Genomic DNA, 18917 nt, shown 5'->3' on the forward strand with positions numbered 1-18917 from the left:
CAAAATCTTGGGAGCGCTGCGCACTCCAGCGGGAGCAAGCTCCCTCGCCACAGATGCAGTACTCAGCCTCAGTTATGCGAGGCTTTTGCTCACCACTTCAAACACATCGCTGGACAGCTCGCCCGAAGCGCGAATCCGCTCCAGCTCGCCTTTCATCAGCGCCTGCCGCACGCTGTCGTACTTGCGCCAGCGGGTCAACGGCGCCAATTGCCGCGAAGCAATCTGGGGGTTGAAGCCATTCAACTGGATCACCAGGTCCGCCAGGAACCGATAGCCCGAACCATCCGCCGCGTGGAAGTTGATCAGGTTCTGCCCGGCAAACGCGCCCACCAGTGCCCGCACCTTGTTCGGGTTCTTGATGTTGAACGCAGGGTGCTGCATCAACGTCTTGACCCGCTCCAGCGCGCCCGGCAAACCATTGCCCGCCTGCACGCTGAACCACTGGTCCATGACCAGCGGGTTGTCCTTGAAGTTCTCGGCAAACACCGCCAGCGCCTTGGCTTTCTCTTCTTCGAACGGCGAGTTGACCAGCACCGCCAGGGCCGTCAGGCGCTCGGTCATGTTGTCGCACGCGTCGAACTGTTCAAGGGTCGCCGCCAGCACTTCCGGCTTGCCGCTGAGCATCAGGTACGACAGCGCAATGTTCTGCAAGGCGCGACGGGCAAAGTGTTCCGCCTCGGCCACGTACGGGGTTTTCTTCGACAGGTCGCGATTGGCCTGGTAACGCAGCCACAGGCCTTCGAACAGGTTGTCGGCCAACTGCTTGCGAGCAAACTCGCGGGCCGCGTGGATGGCGTCGACATCCGCCACTTCGCTGATTTCGGTCAGGTAGGCTTCGCTCGGCAGCGAGAGCATCTCGGCGACCATCGCCTGATCCAGGCTTTCGTCGCTCAATACGCTGCGCAATGCGGTGATCAGGCGTTGATCCAGCACCAGCGCCTTGCCCTGCTGATGTTGGGCAATCAGCTCCTGCAACACCTGCACCGACAGCTGCTGGCCGGCGTCCCAGCGATTGAAGCCATCGCTGTCGTGCTGCATCAGGAACATCAGTTGGTCGCGGTTATACGGGAAGCTCAGCTTCACCGGCGCCGAGAAGCCACGCAGCAGCGACGGCAGCGGGTGCTCGGCGATGTCGACAAAGGTGAAGGTCTGTTCGGCTTCGGTCACCGAGATCACGCGGGACGTGGCGCCGGCAGCGGTTTCACCGGCCAGGCGCAAGGCGATGCCCGCGCCCTTCCCGTCCAGCAGGCCCAGCTCAACCGGAATCACGAACGGCAGTTTTTCCACCTTGTCCGGGGTTTCCGGGCAGCTTTGACGGAAGGTCAGGCTGTAGGTTTTAGCCACCGCGTCGTAGGACTCGCTCACCGCCAGACGTGGCGTACCGGCCTGGCTGTACCAGCGCTTGAACTGGGTCAGGTCAGCGCCGTTGGCGTCTTCCATGGCCTTGATGAAGTCATCGCAGGTCACAGCCTGGCCGTCGTGGCGTTCGAAGTACAGGTCACTGCCTTTGCGGAACCCTTCGGCGCCGAGCAAGGTTTGGATCATACGGACGACTTCCGAGCCCTTTTCGTACACGGTCAGGGTGTAGAAGTTGGAGATCTCGATAAAGCCGTCCGGACGCACGGCGTGGGCCATGGGGCCGGCATCTTCGGCGAACTGGTGAGTGCGCAGATAAGCCACGTCCTGGATGCGCTTGACGGTGGCCGAATTCATGTCGGCAGAGAACTGCGAATCACGGAACACCGTGAAGCCTTCCTTCAGCGACAGCTGGAACCAGTCGCGGCAAGTCACGCGGTTGCCCGACCAGTTGTGGAAGTATTCGTGGGCAACGATCGCCTCGACTCGCTGGTGCGCGGCGTCGGTGGCGGTTTCGGCACGGGCCAGCACGGCGCTGGAGTTGAAGATGTTGAGGCCCTTGTTTTCCATGGCGCCCATGTTGAAGTCGTTGACCGCGACGATCATGAAGATGTCGAGGTCGTACTCACGGCCATAGACTTCCTCGTCCCAGCGCATGGATTTCTTCAGGCTGTTCATGGCGTGCTGGCACTTATCGATGTTTTCTGGCTCGACATAGATACGCAGCGCCACGGTGCGCTCGGTCATGGTGGTGAAGGTGTCTTCGACACACCACAAATCACCGGCCACCAGTGCAAACAGGTACGCCGGCTTCTTGAACGGATCTTCCCAGGTCGCCCAGTGCCGGCCGTCTTCGCCAGGGCCGGAAGCAATCGGGTTGCCGTTGGACAGCAACACCGGGTAGCTGTGTTGCTCGGCGATCACCGTGGTGGTGAACACGCTCATCACGTCCGGACGGTCGAGGTAATAGGTGATCTTGCGGAAACCCTCGGCCTCGCACTGGGTGCAGAACATGCCGCCGGATTTGTACAGGCCTTCCAGGGCGGTATTGGTTTCCGGGTGGATCTTCACCGTGGTGTCGAGGGTGAAGGTCGCGCTGGTGGGGTGCACGGTCAGGTGGCTGTCGCTCAACTGGTAGTCGGCGTCGGTCAGTTCCTGGTCGGCCAGGTTCACCGACAGCAGCTCCAGCTGCTGCCCGTCCAGCACCAGCGGCGGCAAGCCGGCGCCGCGCTCGGGGTTGCGGCGCATCACCAGCTGCGCGTGGACCAGGCTATGGTCCTCGAACAACTCGAAGGTCAGGTGCGTCTCGTCGATCAGGTAATCCGGCGCCTGATAGTCCTTCAGGTAAATCATCTTCGGCTGTTCGGTGCGCATGTCTGTCGTCCTTCTACTGATGCACGGCGAGCTGGTAGGCCGTGTATTTACGAATATTGATCACGCCGGTATCGAAGATCAGGTATTGGCCCTTGATCCCCATCAGCGTGCCTTCGGCAATCGGGTTCTTGTCCAGGTTGAAGCTGACGATCTTGGTCGGATACTGCTCGATCGGGTAGCGGATTTCGATCGGTTCGATGTCGGTCACCGGTTGGATGGCCTGCAGGCCAAAGCGTTCCTGCAAACCGAGCATGCCTTCGGCACAGCTGGCGAACAGTTCGTCGCGTACCTGCGCAAGGTCGACTGCCTGCGCGTCGCCCTTGAGCAGCGCGCGCCAGTTGGTCTTGTCGGCCACCTGGCTGCGGAACAGGTCTTCGACGAAGCCCGACTGCTGGCGCGTGGCAACGCGCATGATCGGCAGCGCCTGGCTGGCGCCCTGGTCGAGCCAGCGGGTCGGCAGCTGGCTGGCGCGGGTGATGCCGACCTTGATCCCCGACGAGTTCGCCAGGTACACCACGTGGTCGGTCATGCAGAATTTTTCACCCCAGGCCGGATCGCGGCAGGTGCCGGCGTCGTAATGGCAGCGCTCGGGGCTCATGATGCACAGGTCGCACTGGGCCAGTTTGGTCATGCACGGGTAGCAGTAACCCTGGCTGAAACTGGTCTTGGTCTTGCGACCGCAATGGGTGCAATGGATCGCACCGAGGTATTCCAGGCGCACGGTAGTGCCGATCAATGGATTGACCGGCACCTCGGTGTCGCCCAGGCGAAACGCGTATTGAACGGTCGGCTCACCCAACTGCGCCGACATCTTGCTGACTGCACCACGGCCAATCTCAATCAATGGATGGCATCCGACTTGAACAGGATGTTCGGCACCGGCGCCGACTTCGAGGCGCATTCCTGCGGGCCCATGTAGCCGGTGCGCTGGTCTTCCGGCAGGTTCTGCAGTTCCCAGGCGATCACCGCCTGCAACGACAATTCACGCTGCTCGGCGGTGAGCTTGCGGCCATCGGACCATTTGCCGATTTCCACGGCGAGCTTGAGGCTCTCGTAGATGTCCGGGGTGATGTTTTCGATCATTTCGACAAAAGAGGACATAAGACTCTTCCTTAACTAAATAGGAGACATTTTGCGGCGGCTGTACAAGCCACCCAACAAACCGGTCAGGCAACCCATCACCAGGCCACCCACGTGGGCCGCGTTGGCGATTTCGCCGAAGCCGATCATCGAGACCAGGCCCGACAGGCACAGCACCAGCCACACCAGCATCATCACCAACACCCCGCGAGGCAGGCGATACACCGGATTCGGCGACACCCACTGATAGATCCAGCAATGCCCGAGCAAGCCATACAGCACGCCGGACAACCCGCCAAACAGGCCGGGACCACCAAAATAGTATTGAGCGTAGTTCGACACCAGGCTGAACAGCAGGGTCAGGCCCAGCAGGTTGATGCTGCCCTGGCGCAACTCGATGCGTCGCCCCAGCTCCCAGTACCACATGCCGTTCATGGCCAGGTGCAGGATGCCGAAGTGGATCAACATCGGCGTGACGAGGCGCCACCACTGTCCCGACGCCAGGCTGTCGGTCAATGGCGTGAAACGGATGTACTCGCCTGCCACGCTGAACGGCAGGAACGTCAGCCAGCTCATGGCTTGCAGGTTATCCCCCAGCAACGTAACGGCGCCGACGATGATGCTCAGCAGCAACACCAACGCGGTCACCGGGCTGTGGCGAAGCTGCTGGGCAAACCCGGGACGCCTGGTCGACGTCGCCTGCTCGGGAATGTCCAGTTGCTGGTCCGGGTCACCGGCCGGAAAGCGCTGGTACAGGACCTTCACGTCTTCACTGATGGAATCAGGCACCCACAGCACCTGCTCCCCGGCTTCTTCGCTGACGCGATGGGGCACTTGCATGCGTTGCAGAAGCTTGACGAAACCACTCAAATCCACCGCCAGCGGCAGGCGTAACACAGCAACGGTACTCATGAAATAACCTCAGGGCGCTCGACATCGACCCAAACAAATTTACGCGGGTCCAGGCGGGTTTCCTGATCCAGCCGGTACGCCACCAGCTTGCCGTACAGCACCGCGCTGTAGTCCAGGCAGGCCAGGTTCGGGCGGATCGGCGCCGGTTTGCCGCTGCGCCAGTAGTGGCCGACGAACAGCAATGGCTCGTCGACGCCGTAGCGCAGCAGGGAATTCTTTTCAGTGGACGACAGCGGCGTGGCGGCCACAGGTTCCGGCAGCGCATCGGGCTGGAACACGATATCGCCGTAGGTTTTCGGGTCGTCTTCCCAGAACTTGGTGCGGAAGAACGAACGCGTCAGGCCGTCGCCGCCGGTCAGGGTCAAGCCGTCCGGCAGGCGCATGTCGGTGCCGCGCAACAGGCGGTCGAAGGCATTGCTGGCGAAACTGCCGGGCACGGCGGCGGCTTGCAGGAAGTGTTCGTCGATGCAGCCGTCCGGGAAATGCGCGCGCAGGGGCTCGATAAAGCCGTTGTCCCAGCAGGCGTGCACTACGCGGAATCGCCCGGCGTCGACAAACAGCGGCATGTCATAGAACCAGCCGAGGAAATCGTGCCAGTCTGCCGGGTGCTGTTCGAACTGGGTCAGGGTCTCGTGGATCAACCGCGCGTGGCGTGGCGTGTGCTCGCGCACAAACTGCTTGCCGCTGCCCGGGGCGGCGGGCGTGCTCCAGCCCAGCGCGTTGAACTCATGGTTGCCCATGATGCACAGCGCCTGGCCGGCCTCGGTCATGTCGTGGACGATATGCAGCGCCTCGCGAATGCGCGGGCCACGGTCGATGATATCGCCGAGGAACACGGCCATTCGCGAGGGATGGCGCCAGGTGCCGCCCTGCTTGTGGTAACCCAATCGGTCGAGCAAGTGCTCAAGGGTATGAGCGCAACCGTGCACGTCACCAATCAGGTCGTAGCTACGCGCGGGATCGAGCATCAGTCGCCTCCACCCCCCAAGCGGCTGCCCCAGCCCAGCTTGGTCCGGCACACTTCGTAGTAGTTGTGGTCCAGCGGGTGGATCAACCGCAACTTCTGTGCCTTTTTGCTCACGGTGATGGTGTCACCGGGGGCGCAGGTGAAATGGTTCTGCCCGTCGCAGGAGACTTGCGGGTAGATCTGCATGTCTTTTGACACCACGATTTTCAGCTCACTGTTGCCATCGACCACGATAGGCCTGCTGGACAACATATGGGGATACATCGGCACGATCACAATGGCATCCAGCTTGGGATGCATGATCGGCCCACCGGCCGACAGCGCGTAGGCCGTGGACCCGGTCGGCGTGGCGACGATCAGGCCGTCGGCCTTCTGGCTGCACACGAACTGGCCGTCGATGTACAACTCGAACTCGATCATCCGCGTCGACTTGCCGGGGTGCAGCACCACATCGTTGAGGGCGTCGCCCTGGCCGATGGCTTCGCCGTGGCGGCGCACTTCGGCTTGCAGCAGGAAGCGGTTTTCCACCAGGTAGTGGCCGTCCAGCACCTTGGCCACTTCGACTTCCAGCTCGTCGGGGCGAATATCGGTGAGGAACCCCAGGCTTCCACGGTTGATCCCCAGCACCGGCACGTTATGCCGCGCCAGCGCCCGGGCGGCGCCCAGCAGGCTGCCGTCGCCGCCCACCACGATCACCATGTCGCAGACTTCACCGAGCATCTTGCGCGACGAGGTCTGCAGGCCATGGCCCGGGAGGATTTCAGCGATGGTGTCTTCGAGGATCACGTGCAGGTGGCGCTCGAGCAGAAACTTTTTCAGTCGGCGGACGGTGTCCAGCACCTGGGTACTGCCCAGGCGACCGATAATGCCGATATTGCGAAATTGCTCCATGGGGCTCCTGCGGGGTTCGGGTTCTGCAAAAAAGAACGATTATGGGCGAAAGCCGGCGTTACACAAAATCCTTTGTCGCCGCAAACCCCAGACGACAACGGTTCTCAGCCCCCTTCCCGGCTGTAAAAGGCTATGCTCGGACCATGACTCTGTTCCCTGATTTGCAGCACCTGCCCCGCCAACTGCGTCACCCCGAGGTGCGCGATCTCGCGTGGGTGATGCTCGCCCCGCCGATGCTCGCGCAAACGCCGTGGCCACAACGCCACCCGCTGACCGGCAGCGACTGGGTGCAGGCCCCGCATTTGCTGGAGCAGTGGCTGCGCCAGCTGGACCAGGACAGCAGTGCCTTGCTGCATTGGCTGAGCCAGGCACGCACCCGCCGGCTGGGGTTGTATTACGAACGGCTGTGGCAATTCGCCGTGCAGCATGCGCCGGGCGTGGAGCTGCTGGCGGCCAACCTGCCGATCCGCCAGGCCGGGCATACCCTGGGCGAGCTGGACATGCTGCTGCGCGACCGTGACGGTGTGCATCATCTGGAACTGGCGATCAAACTCTACCTCGGGCCCCAGGACGGTAATGGCCGGGACACCGCGCAATGGCTCGGCCCCGGCTGTCATGACCGGCTCGACCGCAAGCTGGCGCACCTGGCCCAGCACCAACTGCCGATTTCCGCCCGGCCGGAGAGCCGCGAAGTCCTGGCCGCGCTGGATATCCAGACCTTTGATGCCCATCTGTGGCTGGGCGGTTATCTGCTCTACCCATGGCCGGGCATGGCGCAGGCGCCGCAGGGCGCGCATCCCCAACACCTGAATGGCCGCTGGCTGCATCAGCGCGATTGGTCGAGGTTTATCGAGCAAAGCCCGGCAGGACGCTGGCAACCGCTGCCCCGCCACGCATGGCTGGCGCCGGCGCACTACCCGGCGAACGAGGCCTGGGACGCGGCCCGGATGCAGCACTGGCTAACCGAACTGGACCCCATGGCGCCCGCGCAGTTGCTGGTGCGCCTGGTGGAAAACAGCGAAGGCGAATGGGAAGAAGCCGAACGGTTGTTTCTGGTGGCGGATCTGTGGCCGAACGTGCCGGCGCTTACAGGTTATCGATATGCCGATAGTCAATCTGTAACCCCATAGCCAGCTGCTTTGAACGGCCCAACCGAATCGGACCGCGCTCGATGTCCACCAGCAAGCCCGGGCAGTCCAGCGGCGGCAGCCCTGCCACATCTTTCAGCCGTCCATCGGTGATCACCAGCAACCGCTGCTGCTCCACCGGGTAACGCTTGCGCCGCGCCAACAACCAGTGCCCCGCTTCGTTCAGCGCTGCCAACAATGGCGTGCCACCGCCTGCACCGAGGCCATCAAGCCACTGACCCAGCCCTTTTGCCGCCTTTAATCCCTGCACCTGCCACTTTGGCGATTGCCCGCTCGCGGTGAGCAACGCCATGCGCGCCCGCTGTCGATAGGCATCGTCGAACAGTTGGGCCAGCAACCCCTTGGCATCACTCAGCGCCTGATGCCGCCGGGTGGAGGCCGAAGCATCGACAATCACCAGCCACAGCTCATGGGGCGTACGGCTACGCAGTTGATACAGCAAATCTTCGCGGCGTTGCGGCCGCCCGCCGAGCAAGGTGCCCGGCCAGTTGACCGAACCTTCGGCCGCGCTGCGCGCCTGTCCGCGCCGGCCCTTGTTCAGTCGACCCGCCTTGGGCCGTGCATCCGCCCCCGCGTCAGGTTTGGGGCGGATGCCTAGGGCTTTTTTGGCCAGGTGGGCACATCACGGCGAGCACCTATCGGCAAGGCAGGTGCGGGCATGTCGCCCCATTGGCCCTGGCCTTCAGGTGCATCATTGGGCTTGGGTGATTGACCGCCAGCGGGCGGCGTTGCAGGCGGGGATTGCTCCTGACGACGATGGCGCAGGGCAAATTCCGCGACCGCTTCGATATCTTCTTCGCTGATAGCCGTCGCGCCCCGCCAGGCCGCATGGGCACGTGCGCCACGCAGCCAGACCAGGTCGGCGCGCAAGCCATCGACGCCGGCGGCAAAGCAGCGCTCGGTAATCTGCGTCAGCGCCTGGTTATCCAACGGGATGCTATCCAGCAAGGCGCGGGCCCGGGTGCAGCGCTCACGCAGCGCGGCCTGCCGGTCGGCCCATTGCCCGCAGAAACCCTGAGGGTCGCTGTCGAAATCCAGGCGGCGACGGATGATCTGCCCGCGTTCGGCCGGCTGGGTGTGCCCGCTCAGCGCTACGTTGAAACCAAACCGGTCGAGCAATTGCGGGCGCAGCTCGCCCTCTTCCGGGTTCATGGTGCCGATCAGCACAAAACGCGCCGAATGCCGGTGGGAAATCCCGTCGCGCTCGATCAGGTTGGTGCCGCTGGCGGCCACGTCCAGCAGCAGGTCCACCAGGTGGTCGGGCAGCAGGTTGACTTCATCGACATAGAGCACGCCGCCGTCGGCCTTGGCCAGCACGCCGGGGGAAAACTGTGCGCGGCCCTCACTGAGTGCCGCGTCCAGATCGAGTGTGCCCACCAGCCGCTCTTCGGTGGCGCCCAACGGCAGCGTGACGAACTGGCCGCTGGCGAGCAAGTCCGCCAGGCCACGGGCCAGGGTGGACTTGGCCATGCCCCGCGGGCCTTCAATCAGCACGCCACCGATCTTCGGGTCGATGGCCGTCAGGCACAGGGCCAGTTTCAAGTCGTCGGCGCCGACCACGGCGGACAGCGGGAAATGTGGAATGTCGGTCATCAACTGCCTTCTTCTATATCCAACAACAGGTTTTCCAACGCCTCGCGGTACGCCCCAGGCTCCTGCCACATGCCGCGTTGCTGGGCTTCGAGCATGCGTTCGGTCATGTCCCGCAGGGCATCCGGGTTGTGCTGCTGCACAAAGGCGCGGGTGCCCGGGTCCAGCAAGTAGGCATCCGCCAGCAACGCGTATTGATGATCGTCGATCAACGCCGTCGTAGCGTCGAACGCGAACAGATTATCCACGGTGGCTGCCATCTCGAACGCGCCTTTGTAGCCGTGGCGCTTCACCCCTTCGATCCACTTCGGGTTGGCCGCACGGGCACGAATCACCCGGTTCAACTCTTCCTTCAACGTGCGGACTTTCGGCAAGTCCGGCTGGCTGTGGTCACCATGATAGCTGGCGGCCTTGTCGCCGCTCAGGGTTTCCACGGCGGCGAGCATGCCGCCCTGGAATTGGTAGTAGTCATTGGAGTCGAGCAGGTCATGCTCGCGGTTGTCCTGGTTCTGCAACACCGCCTGCACCTGGCTCAAACGCTGGGCAAACTGTTCGCGGGCGGCGGTGCCTTCGTCGGAGCCGCCATAGGCGTAGCCGCCCCAGTTCAGGTAAACCTCCGCCAGGTCTTCGCGGCTCTGCCACAAGCGCCCATCAATCGCGCCCTGCACGCCGGCACCATAGGCACCGGGCTTGGCACCGAAGATCCGCCAACCAGCCTGCTTCGCCGCCGCGTCCTCGTCCAGGCCCGACAGGCGCAAGGCCTCTCGCTCACTGCGCACCTTGGCCGCCAGAGGGTTCAGGTCGTCGGGTTCGTCCAGCGCCGCCACGGCTTGCACCGCCGCATCGAACAGGCGGATCAGGTTGGCGAATGCATCACGGAAGAACCCCGACACGCGCAAGGTCACATCCACCCGTGGCCGGTCCAGCAGACTGATCGGCAGGATTTCAAAGTCATCCACCCGCTGGCTGCCGGTGGCCCACACCGGACGCACGCCCATCAGCGCCATGGCCTGGGCGATATCGTCGCCACCGGTGCGCATGGTGGCAGTGCCCCACACCGACAGGCCGAGTTGGCGCAAGTGGTCGCCATGGTCTTGCAGGTGACGCTCAAGGATCAGGTTCGCCGACTGGAAGCCGATGCGCCAGGCAGTGGTGGTGGGCAGGTTGCGCACATCCACCGAGAAAAAGTTACGACCGGTAGGCAACACGTCCAGACGGCCCCGGCTCGGCGCGCCGCTGGGCCCGGCCGGGACGAAGCGCCCGCTCAAGGCATCCAGCAACCCGCGCATTTCCGCCGGGCCGCAGGCATCCAGGCGTGGCGCGACGACGATGCGCAAGCTCTCGATCACCGCCTTGACGTCTTCCCAGCCGGGCTCTTCAAGCTGCTCCACGGCACCTTCCAGCGCCTGCTCGATCAAGCGCGCGGCATACAGCTCCAGGCGTTCACGGGTGTCGCCGGCGGTGCGCCACAACTGCGTGTCGATCTTCTGCAACACCACTGGCCGGCGCCCCGTCCACGGCTCGGCCAGGGCGCAGTCCAGCGGATCGAAGCCCAGGTCGAAGGCCTTGGCCAATACCCGCAGCAGGCTCGATTGCGGCCCGCGCCCATCGCCACGCGGAATACGCAACAACGCCAGCAAGGTGTCGATGCGCAAGCGGCCCTCGGGTGACTCGCCGAAAATGTGCAGGCCATCGCGAATCTGCGACTCCTTCAAGTCACACAGGTAGGTGTCCAGGCGCGGCAGCCAGATCGCCGCATCGGCGTCGCTGTCGAGGTTTTCGTCCAGGGCCAGTTCCTGGTCGATGCGGGTTTCGCGCACCAGCTTGAGGATGTCCTTTTGCAGCTCGCGGGCACGCCGTGGGTCGAGCAGTTGTGCCTCGTAATACTCGTCGGCCAGCAACTCCAGGTCGCGCAGCGGCCCATAGGTTTCGGCGCGGGTCAGCGGCGGCATCAGGTGGTCGATGATCACGGCCTGGGTGCGGCGCTTGGCCTGGGCGCCCTCGCCCGGGTCATTGACGATAAACGGGTAGATATTCGGCAGCGGCCCCAGTAGTGCGTCGGGCCAGCAGTTCTCGGAAAGCCCGACGCCCTTGCCCGGCAGCCATTCCAGGTTGCCGTGCTTGCCAACGTGGATCACGCCGTGGGCGCCGTAGGTGTGGCGCAACCAGAAGTAGAACGCCAGGTAGCCATGGGGCGGCACCAGGTCCGGGTCGTGATAGACCGCACTCGCGTCCACCTGGTAACCCCGGGCCGGCTGGATGCCGACGAAGGTCAGGCCCAAACGCAGGCCCGCGATCATCATGCGGCCGTCGCGGAACATCGGATCGCTATGAGGTGTACCCCAGCGTGCCAACACGGCCTGGCGATTGGACTCGGGCAAGCGGTTGAACATCGCCTCGTAGTCATCCAGCGCCAGGCTCTGATGACACGGACGCAAGTCGAGGCTGTCCAGGTCGTTGCTGACGCCGCCCAAGAGCGCCTGGATCAGTGCCGTTCCGCTTTCCGGCAGCTCGTCCGGCAGCGGATAACCTTGGATTTTCAGTGCCCGCAGGATATTCAGCGCGGCGGCTGGGGTGTCGAGACCCACGCCGTTGCCGATACGTCCGTCCCGGGTCGGGTAGTTGGCGAGGATCAGCGCGATACGCTTTTCGCCATTCGGCACCCGCGCCAGTTCGACCCAGCGCCGCGCCAGTTCGGCGACAAAGTCCATGCGCTCCGGTTGTGCGCGATAGCACACCACATCCGACTGGCTGCGCTCACTGCGCCAGGCCAGGTCCTTGAAGCTGATGGGCCGGCTGATGATGCGCCCGTCCAGTTCCGGCAACGCGATGTGCATCGCCAGGTCACGTGGGCCGAGGCCTTGCTCGCTGGCCTGCCAGCCGGGCTCGTTGTCCTGGGCGCAAATCGCCTGGATCACCGGGATATTGCGGCGAAACGGCCGCAGGTGCGGCGCTTCGGGGCTGGACTGGGCAAAACCGGTGGTGTTCAGAATCACCGAGGCGTGCACCTCGTCCAGCAAATCCTCGACCACGGTCAGGCAGCCGGGCTCTTTCAAACTGGCCACCGCCATCGGCAGCGGGTTGAGACCCGCGGCCTGCAAGCGCTGGCAAAAAACATCGATAAAGCCGGTGTTGGCCGCCTGCAAATGGGAGCGGTAGAACAGCACCGCCGCCACGGGAAAATCAGCTTGCCAGTCAGCCTGCCAATCGTTGAGACGGGCATTGGCTTTATGCGGGTGATAAATCGCCGTGCGCGGCAGGGTTTGCGGCTCGCTCCAGGCGTAATCGCGGCCAAGGTAGCCGGCGGCCAGGCAACGATAGAAATCCAGCGCATTCCCCAAACCACCCTGGCGCAGGAAGTGCCAGAGCCGGTCACGTTCCTCGGCGCCCACGGTGCTGAGGCCACTGAGTTCCGGGTCCGGGCGATCATCCCCCGGCACCAGGATCAGCTGCACGCCGCGTTCGGCCAACTCCACCAGGCGCTCGATACCGTAGCGCCAATAACCGATGCCGCCGTGCAGCGAAATCAGGATGACCTTGGCGTGGCGCAGCACCTCATCCACATACAGGTCGACCGAAGCATGGTTCTGCACCTGCATCGGGTTCGCCAGGCGCAGGCTCGGGTAATCCTCGGGCAACTGCTGGGCCGCTTCGGCCAGCAGCGCCAGGCTGGAATCACCGCTGCACAGGATCACCAGCTCGGCGGGGGTTTGCCCAAGGTCAGCGATGTTGTCATCCGAAACGAAACCGCCGGGCTGGGTCCTGAGCAGATGCATGGTTTAAACGCTGAGGGCAGCGCGCAGTTGCGCTTCGAGCAAGGCGGCGTCGAGTTCCTGGCCGATCAGCACCAGGTGCGTGGCGCGCGGCTCATCGGCGCGCCAGGCGCGGTCGAAGTGCTTGTCGAAACGCGTGCCCACGCCCTGGATCAGCAGGCGCATCGGCTTGTTCGGGATCGCCGCGAAGCCCTTGACCCGCAGGATGCCGTGCTTGACCACCAGTTGGGTCAGGGCGTCCAGCAGCAGGCTTTCGTCGGCCTGGGGCAGTTCGATGGAGATGGAGTCGAAGGCATCGTGGTCGTGGTCGTCCTCACCTTCGTGATGATGATCGTGATGGCTGTGGCGGCCGTCGATGTGTTCTTCCGAGCCCGCGCCCAGGCCGATCAATACGTCCAGCGGCAGGCGACCGCTGCTGGCTTCGATGATTTTGACCGCCGGCGGCAGTTCTTCTGCCACTTCCAGGCGCACACGGGCCAGGTCTTCAGGGCTGATCAGGTCGGACTTGTTGAGGATCACCAGGTCGGCGCTGGCCAGTTGGTCGGCGAACAGCTCGTGCAGCGGCGATTCGTGGTCCAGGTTCGGGTCGAGTTTGCGCTGGGCATCAACCTGGTCCGGGAAGGCGGCGAAAGTACCGGCCGCCACGGCCGGGCTGTCGACTACGGTGATCACGGCGTCAACGGTGCAGGCGCTGCGGATTTCCGGCCACTGGAATGCCTGGACCAAGGGTTTTGGCAGGGCCAGGCCCGAAGTTTCGATGAGGATATGGTCGAGGTCGCCGCGACGGGCCACCAGTTCGCGCATCACCGGGAAGAACTCTTCCTGGACCGTGCAGCACAGGCAGCCATTGGCCAATTCGTAGACGCGGCCGTTGGCTTCTTCCTCGGTACAGCCGATGGAGCATTGCTTGAGGATTTCACCGTCAATGCCCAGCTCGCCGAACTCGTTGACGATCACCGCGATACGGCGCCCCTGGGCGTTATCCAGCATGTGGCGCAGCAAGGTGGTCTTGCCCGAGCCGAGGAAGCCGGTAACGATGGTGACGGGGAGTTTGGCCAGTGTTTTCATCGGATGCCCTTTGGGGCGGGCATACGGGACGAGTGGCCCTGCGCGGGTGCGCAGGAGCAGAATTCGCCACCGGATCACCCCGCCCGGTTGAAGTAGAAAATCGGTTGCGAGGCAGGTCTCCTGGCTTGGGGCTTGCCGGCGGTGATGCCGGCGCTGGCTGCGCCTTCCCGCCTTGTTCAGGCAGTGGCGTGGCAGTCAGATAAACCCTTTACAGTTGCGGGGGCAGCCGCGGCATTGACCGCGTTCCCTTCTTAGCTTCGGCCTGGGCCGAAGAACCTCGAAGGTGCAAGGCTACGCAGTGCGCGGGGACGGGTCAATGTCCGAGCGTTTGGCACTAAGCAGCGCCAGGCGCTCCAGCATGCCTTCGCTCGCCGCCGGCCCGGCCTGGACGCTGCATTGCTCGACGGACACGCGTGCACCGTCGGCGTCCACCACCGCCACTTCCACCGGGCGCCGGGTTTTCCGGTCGACCAATTGCAGGCTTTCACCTTCGTTGGCGAAATGGCGGTTGCCCCAGCCGATGAACGCCATGATCACCACCCGGAAATCCTCGCCAACCGGCGTCGGTACGTACTCGAAACGGGGCGGCCGCTCGCTGTATTGCCGGCGTTCCAGCAGCCCCGCTTCCACCAGGCTGTTGAGCCGGCGAGTGAGCATGTTCGGAGCGATCCCCAGGCTCTGGGAAAACTCATCAAAACGCCGCAAACCTTGCAGCGCGTCGCGCATGATCAGGATGCTCCACCACTCGCCTACCCGTTCCACTCCACGGGCTACCGGGCATTCGGCATTCACCAGCGACTTACGTTGCATTGCAGTTCCTCTGTGGGGCGGCTACGGAAATTTCAGCTATCGGATGTTACTTTCATAATGATAGTTTCGTCCATGCATTGCTACCAACCTGAAATTTGCGGAGCTAAGCGATCATGAGTAAGCGAATTGTTGTGACCGGCATGGGTGCAGTGACACCGCTGGCAACCGGCGTGGAACAGACCTGGAAGCGCCTGCTGGCCGGTGAATCCGGGATTCGCAGGCTACCCGAGGCATTGATCGGCGACCTGGCAATCAGCATCGGCGGCCAAGTGTTGGACCGCATCCAGGACCCTGAAGCCGGCTTTGACCCGGACACTGTCATCCCGGCCAAGGAACAACGCAAGATGGACCGGTTCATCGTGTTTGCCCTGGCAGCCGCGCAAGAGGCCCTGGCCCAGGCAGGCTGGAGTCCGCAGACGCCATCGCAGCAGGAACGTACCGCGACAATCATCGCCTCCGGCGTGGGTGGTTTTCCCGCGATTGCCGAGGCCGTTCGTACGGCTGACAGCAAAGGGCCTCGCCGCCTGTCGCCGTTCACGATCCCGTCATTCCTCGGCAACATGGCGGCCGGGCACGTGTCGATCCAGCATCAACTGAAAGGTCCGCTGGGCTCCCCCGTCACTGCTTGCGCCGCCGGCGTACAGGCGATTGGTGATGCTGCGCGCATGATCCGTGCCGGCGAAATCGACATCGCCGTGTGTGGCGGCGCCGAAGCCTGTATCCACCGAGTCAGCCTCGGCGGTTTTGCTGCGGCGCGTGCGCTGTCCAGCGATTACAACGACACGCCGGCATTGGCTTCCCGCCCGTTCGATCAAGGCCGCGACGGGTTTGTGATGGGCGAAGGTGCCGGGCTGTTGGTGATCGAGGAACTGGAGCATGCATTGGCTCGCGGGGCGACGCCTATTGCAGAGCTGGTGGGCTACGGCACCAGCGCCGACGCCTATCACATGACCTCGGGCCCGGAAGATGGCTCGGGTGCACGCAGGGCAATGGAACTGGCGATCGCGCAGGCAGGGATCAGCGCCGCACAGATCCAGCACTTGAACGCCCATGCCACGTCGACCCCCGTAGGCGACAACGGCGAACTGGCAGCGATCAATACGCTGTTCGGAGCCGATTCCAGTGTGGCTATCAGCGCAACGAAGTCGGCGACTGGCCACTTACTGGGCGCAGCGGGCGGGATCGAGGCGATCTTCACCGTGCTCGCCCTGCGCGACCAGATTGCCCCGGCGACCCTCAATCTGGACAACCCGGACCCCGCTGCCGAAGGACTGGATATGGTCCGAGGCCAAGCCCGGTCGTTGCCGATTGAATACGCGATTTCCAATGGGTTTGGATTCGGCGGCGTGAATGCCAGCGTGCTGTTCAAACGCTGGCAATAACCCGGCGATTTGACGCCCATCGCCCGCCCATGCTCTCCTACACATCTTGTTTCGGGTGCCCTTCACAGGGTGAAACGGGAAACCGGTGAGTCATGTTCCTTTACTCAAGGGCGTGACGAGTCCGGTGCTGCCCCCGCAACGGTAAGCGAGTGAAGCATCAAAACCACTGTGCCTCTACGGCATGGGAAGGTGATGCTTTCAAGGCCCAGGCCCCTCGCAAGCCCGGAGACCGGCCCGAAAAAATCAGATAACAAACCCGCGGTGGGCGGGCGCTGTTCAGAACCCTGCGTGCCTGGCTCGCGGGGTTTTCATGCGCTCGTGTCACCCTGAAACCCTGAAGGGACGCGCCATGTCGATCATCAGCAGCACCGCCTCTACCGCCAGCACCACCGCCACCCTGAGCCAACGCCTGACTGCCGCCATCGGCGCGTCGATCCTCGGCGCGTGCCTGGTGTATTTCGCCGGTTTCTCGCACATCGAAGCGGTGCACAACGCCGCCCACGATACCCGTCACAGCGCTGCGTTCCCGTGCCACTGAGACCTGCCGACATGATCAAGCGTATTGCCCAAACCGCAGGTTTCACCGGCCTCCTGGCCGCCTTGCTGCTGACCTTGCTGCAAAGCTTCTGGGTTGCCCCGCTGATCCTGCAGGCGGAAACCTTCGAAAACGCCCCGGCCGCGACCGAAGTGCATGAACATGCCGATGCCACGGCCCACACCCACGACGCTGAAGCCTGGGAGCCGGAAGATGGCTGGCAGCGTGTGCTGTCGACTACGGGCGGTAACCTGGTGGTCGCCGTAGGTTTTGCCCTGATGCTTGCCGGCCTGTACACCTTGCGTGCACCGACCCGCACGGCCCAAGGCCTGCTGTGGGGCCTGGCCGGTTACGCCACCTTTGTGTTGGCGCCGACCCTGGGCTTGCCGCCTGAATTGCCGGGGACTGCGGCGGCAGACCTGGCGCAACGGCAAATCTGGTGGATCGGCACTGCCGCCTCTACCGCTGCCGGTATCGCGCTGATCGTGTTCGGTCGTAACTGGCTACTGAAAATCCTGGGCGTGGCGATCCTGGCTGTGCCCCATGTGATTGGCGCACCACAGCCGGAAGTCCACTCGATGCTGGCGCCGGAGGCTCTGGAAGCTCAATTCAAGATCGCCTCGCAGTTGACCAACGTTGCCTTCTGGCTGGCGCTGGGCTTGATCAGTGCCTGGCTGTTTCGCCGTAACCGTGATGGTCAGTATTCGGCATGATCCTGGCGGTTGGCCTGGGGTGTCAGCGGGGTTGTTCTGTCGACGCCCTGCTTGAACTGTTCAATGTCGCCCTCGCCGAGGGTGGCATTGAGCGCCAGCGCATCATTGCGTTGGCCAGTCTTGATCGCAAGCGGGATGAGCCGGGGTTGCTGGCACTGGCTCAGGTTCTGGATTTGCCGTTGGTATTTTTCAGTGCGGAGCAATTGGCGCCCTATGAAGATCGACTGAGCCATAAGTCCGAGACGGTTTTTGCTCATACCGGCTGCTACGGCATTGCTGAAAGTGCCGCCCTGGCCCTGGCAGAACAGCTGTCTCAAAGCCCTGCCACCCTGCTGATCACCCGCAAAAAAACCGCCCAGGCCACCTTTGCATTGGCTTGCGCCGGCTGAATTCCCGATAATCGTCAGCCTCGATCATGAGCAATCTTCATCTGGAAGGCTGCTCGCGTGCTTTTTTTCACAGGAATGAATCCATGACTGTCTTTTTCATCGGCGCAGGCCCAGGCGATCCGGAATTGATCACGGTCAAGGGGCAGCGGCTGATTCGCAGTTGCCCGGTGATTATCTATGCCGGCTCGCTGGTACCGGCGGCGGTGCTTGAGGGGCATCAGGCGGAGCTGGTGGTTAACAGTGCGGAGTTGCATCTGGAGCAGATCATCGAGCTGATCAAGACGGCCCATGAGAAAGGCCAGGATGTGGCGCGGGTGCATTCCGGGGATCCGAGTTTGTACGGGGCGATTGGGGAGCAGATTCGGCTTTTGCGGGAGCTTGGGATTGGGTTTCAGATCATTCCCGGAGTGACGGCGGTGGCGGCTTGTGCGGCATTGTTAGAGGCTGAGCTGACATTGCCGGACATTGCACAGAGTGTGATTTTGACGCGGTATGCGGATAAGACGGCGATGCCTGAGGGTGAGGTGTTCAGTAGCCTGGCGCAGCATGGGACGACCATGGCGATTCACCTGGGGGTGAATCATCTGGAGAAGATCGTGGCTGAGTTGGTGCCTCACTATGGGGAGGATTGTCCGATTGCGGTGGTGCATCGGGCGACTTGGCCGGATCAGGATTGGGCCATTGGTACGCTGGCGGATATTGCCGGGAAGGTGGCAGCCAAGGGGTTTCGGCGTACGGCGTTGATTCTGGTGGGTCGGGTTTTGGCCAGTGACAGTTTTGGTGAGTCGTCGTTGTATCGTGCGGGGCATGCGCATTTGTATCGGCCCTGAGGGGGGATGGGGTACATATCCGTTATTTAGGTAACGGCGGCTTATGGTTCCGCTCTTACAGCGGCTCACTTTTGAAGAGCGCAAAAGTAAGCAAAACGC

17 protein-coding genes and 2 riboswitches are annotated in these 18917 nt (G+C 63.2%); of the genes, 6 read left to right on the top strand and 11 right to left on the bottom strand.

Translation table 11 applies throughout. The features are described from left to right. Positions 1–72: 72 nt before the first annotated feature. The 6 genes from pepN to ACW9I6_RS20680 are packed head-to-tail and all read right to left on the bottom strand — an operon-like array spanning position 73 to position 6580. Positions 73–2730, bottom strand: coding sequence for an aminopeptidase N (pepN, locus tag ACW9I6_RS20655; protein ID WP_177023399.1), 2658 nt, complete (start codon positions 2728–2730; stop codon positions 73–75). Between the two features lie 13 nt (positions 2731–2743). Further along, complete coding sequence (locus ACW9I6_RS20660; protein ID WP_003217902.1) at positions 2744–3574, bottom strand: DUF2797 domain-containing protein; 831 nt, start codon at positions 3572–3574, stop codon at positions 2744–2746. Then, positions 3571–3831 carry a YeaC family protein gene (locus ACW9I6_RS20665; RefSeq protein ID WP_003217900.1) on the bottom strand — a complete coding sequence of 87 codons (261 nt, stop codon included), beginning with the start codon at positions 3829–3831 and terminating at the stop codon, positions 3571–3573. The genes ACW9I6_RS20660 and ACW9I6_RS20665 overlap by 4 nt, the downstream gene beginning before the upstream one ends. 15 nt (positions 3832–3846) lie before the next feature. After that, positions 3847–4722 (bottom strand): rhomboid family intramembrane serine protease, encoded by an 876-nt coding sequence (locus ACW9I6_RS20670; protein ID WP_008431996.1) that lies wholly within the window; start codon positions 4720–4722, stop codon positions 3847–3849. After that, the gene (locus ACW9I6_RS20675; RefSeq protein ID WP_161635726.1) at positions 4719–5693 is read right to left on the bottom strand and encodes a metallophosphoesterase; all 975 of its coding nucleotides are present in this window, start codon (positions 5691–5693) and stop codon (positions 4719–4721) included. The genes ACW9I6_RS20670 and ACW9I6_RS20675 overlap by 4 nt, the downstream gene beginning before the upstream one ends. Beyond that, positions 5690–6580, bottom strand: a complete 891-nt coding sequence (locus tag ACW9I6_RS20680; RefSeq protein ID WP_003217892.1) for an NAD(+) kinase — start codon at positions 6578–6580, stop codon at positions 5690–5692. Before ACW9I6_RS20680 ends, ACW9I6_RS20675 begins: the two co-directional genes overlap by 4 nt. 143 nt (positions 6581–6723) lie before the next feature. Between ACW9I6_RS20680 and ACW9I6_RS20685 the strand changes: the two genes are divergently transcribed. Next, a complete protein-coding gene (locus ACW9I6_RS20685; RefSeq protein ID WP_457339750.1) occupies positions 6724–7710 on the top strand; it encodes a DUF1853 family protein in 987 nt (328 codons plus the stop codon). Here ACW9I6_RS20685 and ACW9I6_RS20690 read toward each other — a convergent pair. The 5 genes from ACW9I6_RS20690 to ACW9I6_RS20710 all read right to left on the bottom strand — a co-directional run bounded on the left by ACW9I6_RS20690 (position 7667) and on the right by ACW9I6_RS20710 (position 14969). Beyond that, the gene (locus ACW9I6_RS20690; RefSeq protein WP_457339754.1) at positions 7667–8269 is read right to left on the bottom strand and encodes a vWA domain-containing protein; all 603 of its coding nucleotides are present in this window, start codon (positions 8267–8269) and stop codon (positions 7667–7669) included. The two genes, ACW9I6_RS20685 and ACW9I6_RS20690, sit on opposite strands and share 44 nt — an antisense overlap. A gap of 53 nt (positions 8270–8322) precedes the next feature. Further along, positions 8323–9321 carry an ATP-binding protein gene (locus tag ACW9I6_RS20695; RefSeq protein WP_457339751.1) on the bottom strand — a complete coding sequence of 333 codons (999 nt, stop codon included), beginning with the start codon at positions 9319–9321 and terminating at the stop codon, positions 8323–8325. Then, positions 9321–13094, bottom strand: coding sequence for a cobaltochelatase subunit CobN (gene cobN / locus ACW9I6_RS20700; protein ID WP_457339752.1), 3774 nt, complete (start codon positions 13092–13094; stop codon positions 9321–9323). Before cobN ends, ACW9I6_RS20695 begins: the two co-directional genes overlap by 1 nt. A gap of 3 nt (positions 13095–13097) precedes the next feature. Next, a complete protein-coding gene (gene cobW, locus ACW9I6_RS20705) occupies positions 13098–14159 on the bottom strand; it encodes a cobalamin biosynthesis protein CobW (RefSeq protein WP_003217887.1) in 1062 nt (353 codons plus the stop codon). 93 nt (positions 14160–14252) lie between these two features. Next, positions 14253–14454, bottom strand: a riboswitch (cobalamin riboswitch). Continuing rightward, entirely contained in the window at positions 14451–14969 is a 519-nt protein-coding gene (locus ACW9I6_RS20710; protein ID WP_177009805.1) for a winged helix-turn-helix transcriptional regulator, read from the bottom strand. It overlaps the preceding riboswitch by 4 nt. A gap of 113 nt (positions 14970–15082) precedes the next feature. Here ACW9I6_RS20710 and fabF point away from each other — a divergent pair, with 113 nt between their 5' ends. The 5 genes from fabF to cobM all read left to right on the top strand — a co-directional run bounded on the left by fabF (position 15083) and on the right by cobM (position 18818). Further along, complete coding sequence (fabF, locus tag ACW9I6_RS20715) at positions 15083–16351, top strand: beta-ketoacyl-ACP synthase II (protein ID WP_219405719.1); 1269 nt, start codon at positions 15083–15085, stop codon at positions 16349–16351. A 36-nt stretch (positions 16352–16387) separates the two neighbouring features. Beyond that, positions 16388–16603, top strand: a riboswitch (cobalamin riboswitch). Positions 16604–16700: 97 nt separating this feature from the next. Further along, a complete protein-coding gene (locus ACW9I6_RS20720) occupies positions 16701–16889 on the top strand; it encodes a CbtB domain-containing protein (protein WP_003217883.1) in 189 nt (62 codons plus the stop codon). Positions 16890–16900: 11 nt separating this feature from the next. After that, complete coding sequence (locus ACW9I6_RS20725; RefSeq protein WP_087694356.1) at positions 16901–17599, top strand: CbtA family protein; 699 nt, start codon at positions 16901–16903, stop codon at positions 17597–17599. Next, positions 17596–17988, top strand: coding sequence for a cobalamin biosynthesis protein (locus ACW9I6_RS20730; RefSeq protein WP_457339753.1), 393 nt, complete (start codon positions 17596–17598; stop codon positions 17986–17988). Before ACW9I6_RS20725 ends, ACW9I6_RS20730 begins: the two co-directional genes overlap by 4 nt. Positions 17989–18071: 83 nt before the next feature. Continuing rightward, complete coding sequence (cobM, locus tag ACW9I6_RS20735; RefSeq protein WP_102605651.1) at positions 18072–18818, top strand: precorrin-4 C(11)-methyltransferase; 747 nt, start codon at positions 18072–18074, stop codon at positions 18816–18818. Positions 18819–18917 lie beyond the last annotated feature (99 nt).

The sequence above is a fragment of the Pseudomonas sp. SDO5522_S412 genome (assembly GCF_054071215.1).

Coding starts and splice junctions, on each gene's coding strand:
- cobN (WP_457339752.1), bottom strand. CDS start 13,094: ATGCATCTGCTCAGGACCCAGCCCGGCGGTTTCGTTTCGGATGACAAC.
- fabF (WP_219405719.1), top strand. CDS start 15,083: ATGAGTAAGCGAATTGTTGTGACCGGCATGGGTGCAGTGACACCGCTG.
- ACW9I6_RS20710 (WP_177009805.1), bottom strand. CDS start 14,969: ATGCAACGTAAGTCGCTGGTGAATGCCGAATGCCCGGTAGCCCGTGGA.
- ACW9I6_RS20695 (WP_457339751.1), bottom strand. CDS start 9,321: ATGACCGACATTCCACATTTCCCGCTGTCCGCCGTGGTCGGCGCCGAC.
- cobW (WP_003217887.1), bottom strand. CDS start 14,159: ATGAAAACACTGGCCAAACTCCCCGTCACCATCGTTACCGGCTTCCTC.
- ACW9I6_RS20685 (WP_457339750.1), top strand. CDS start 6,724: ATGACTCTGTTCCCTGATTTGCAGCACCTGCCCCGCCAACTGCGTCAC.
- pepN (WP_177023399.1), bottom strand. CDS start 2,730: ATGCGCACCGAACAGCCGAAGATGATTTACCTGAAGGACTATCAGGCG.
- ACW9I6_RS20720 (WP_003217883.1), top strand. CDS start 16,701: ATGTCGATCATCAGCAGCACCGCCTCTACCGCCAGCACCACCGCCACC.
- cobM (WP_102605651.1), top strand. CDS start 18,072: ATGACTGTCTTTTTCATCGGCGCAGGCCCAGGCGATCCGGAATTGATC.
- ACW9I6_RS20725 (WP_087694356.1), top strand. CDS start 16,901: ATGATCAAGCGTATTGCCCAAACCGCAGGTTTCACCGGCCTCCTGGCC.
- ACW9I6_RS20730 (WP_457339753.1), top strand. CDS start 17,596: ATGATCCTGGCGGTTGGCCTGGGGTGTCAGCGGGGTTGTTCTGTCGAC.
- ACW9I6_RS20665 (WP_003217900.1), bottom strand. CDS start 3,831: ATGTCCTCTTTTGTCGAAATGATCGAAAACATCACCCCGGACATCTAC.
- ACW9I6_RS20680 (WP_003217892.1), bottom strand. CDS start 6,580: ATGGAGCAATTTCGCAATATCGGCATTATCGGTCGCCTGGGCAGTACC.
- ACW9I6_RS20670 (WP_008431996.1), bottom strand. CDS start 4,722: ATGAGTACCGTTGCTGTGTTACGCCTGCCGCTGGCGGTGGATTTGAGT.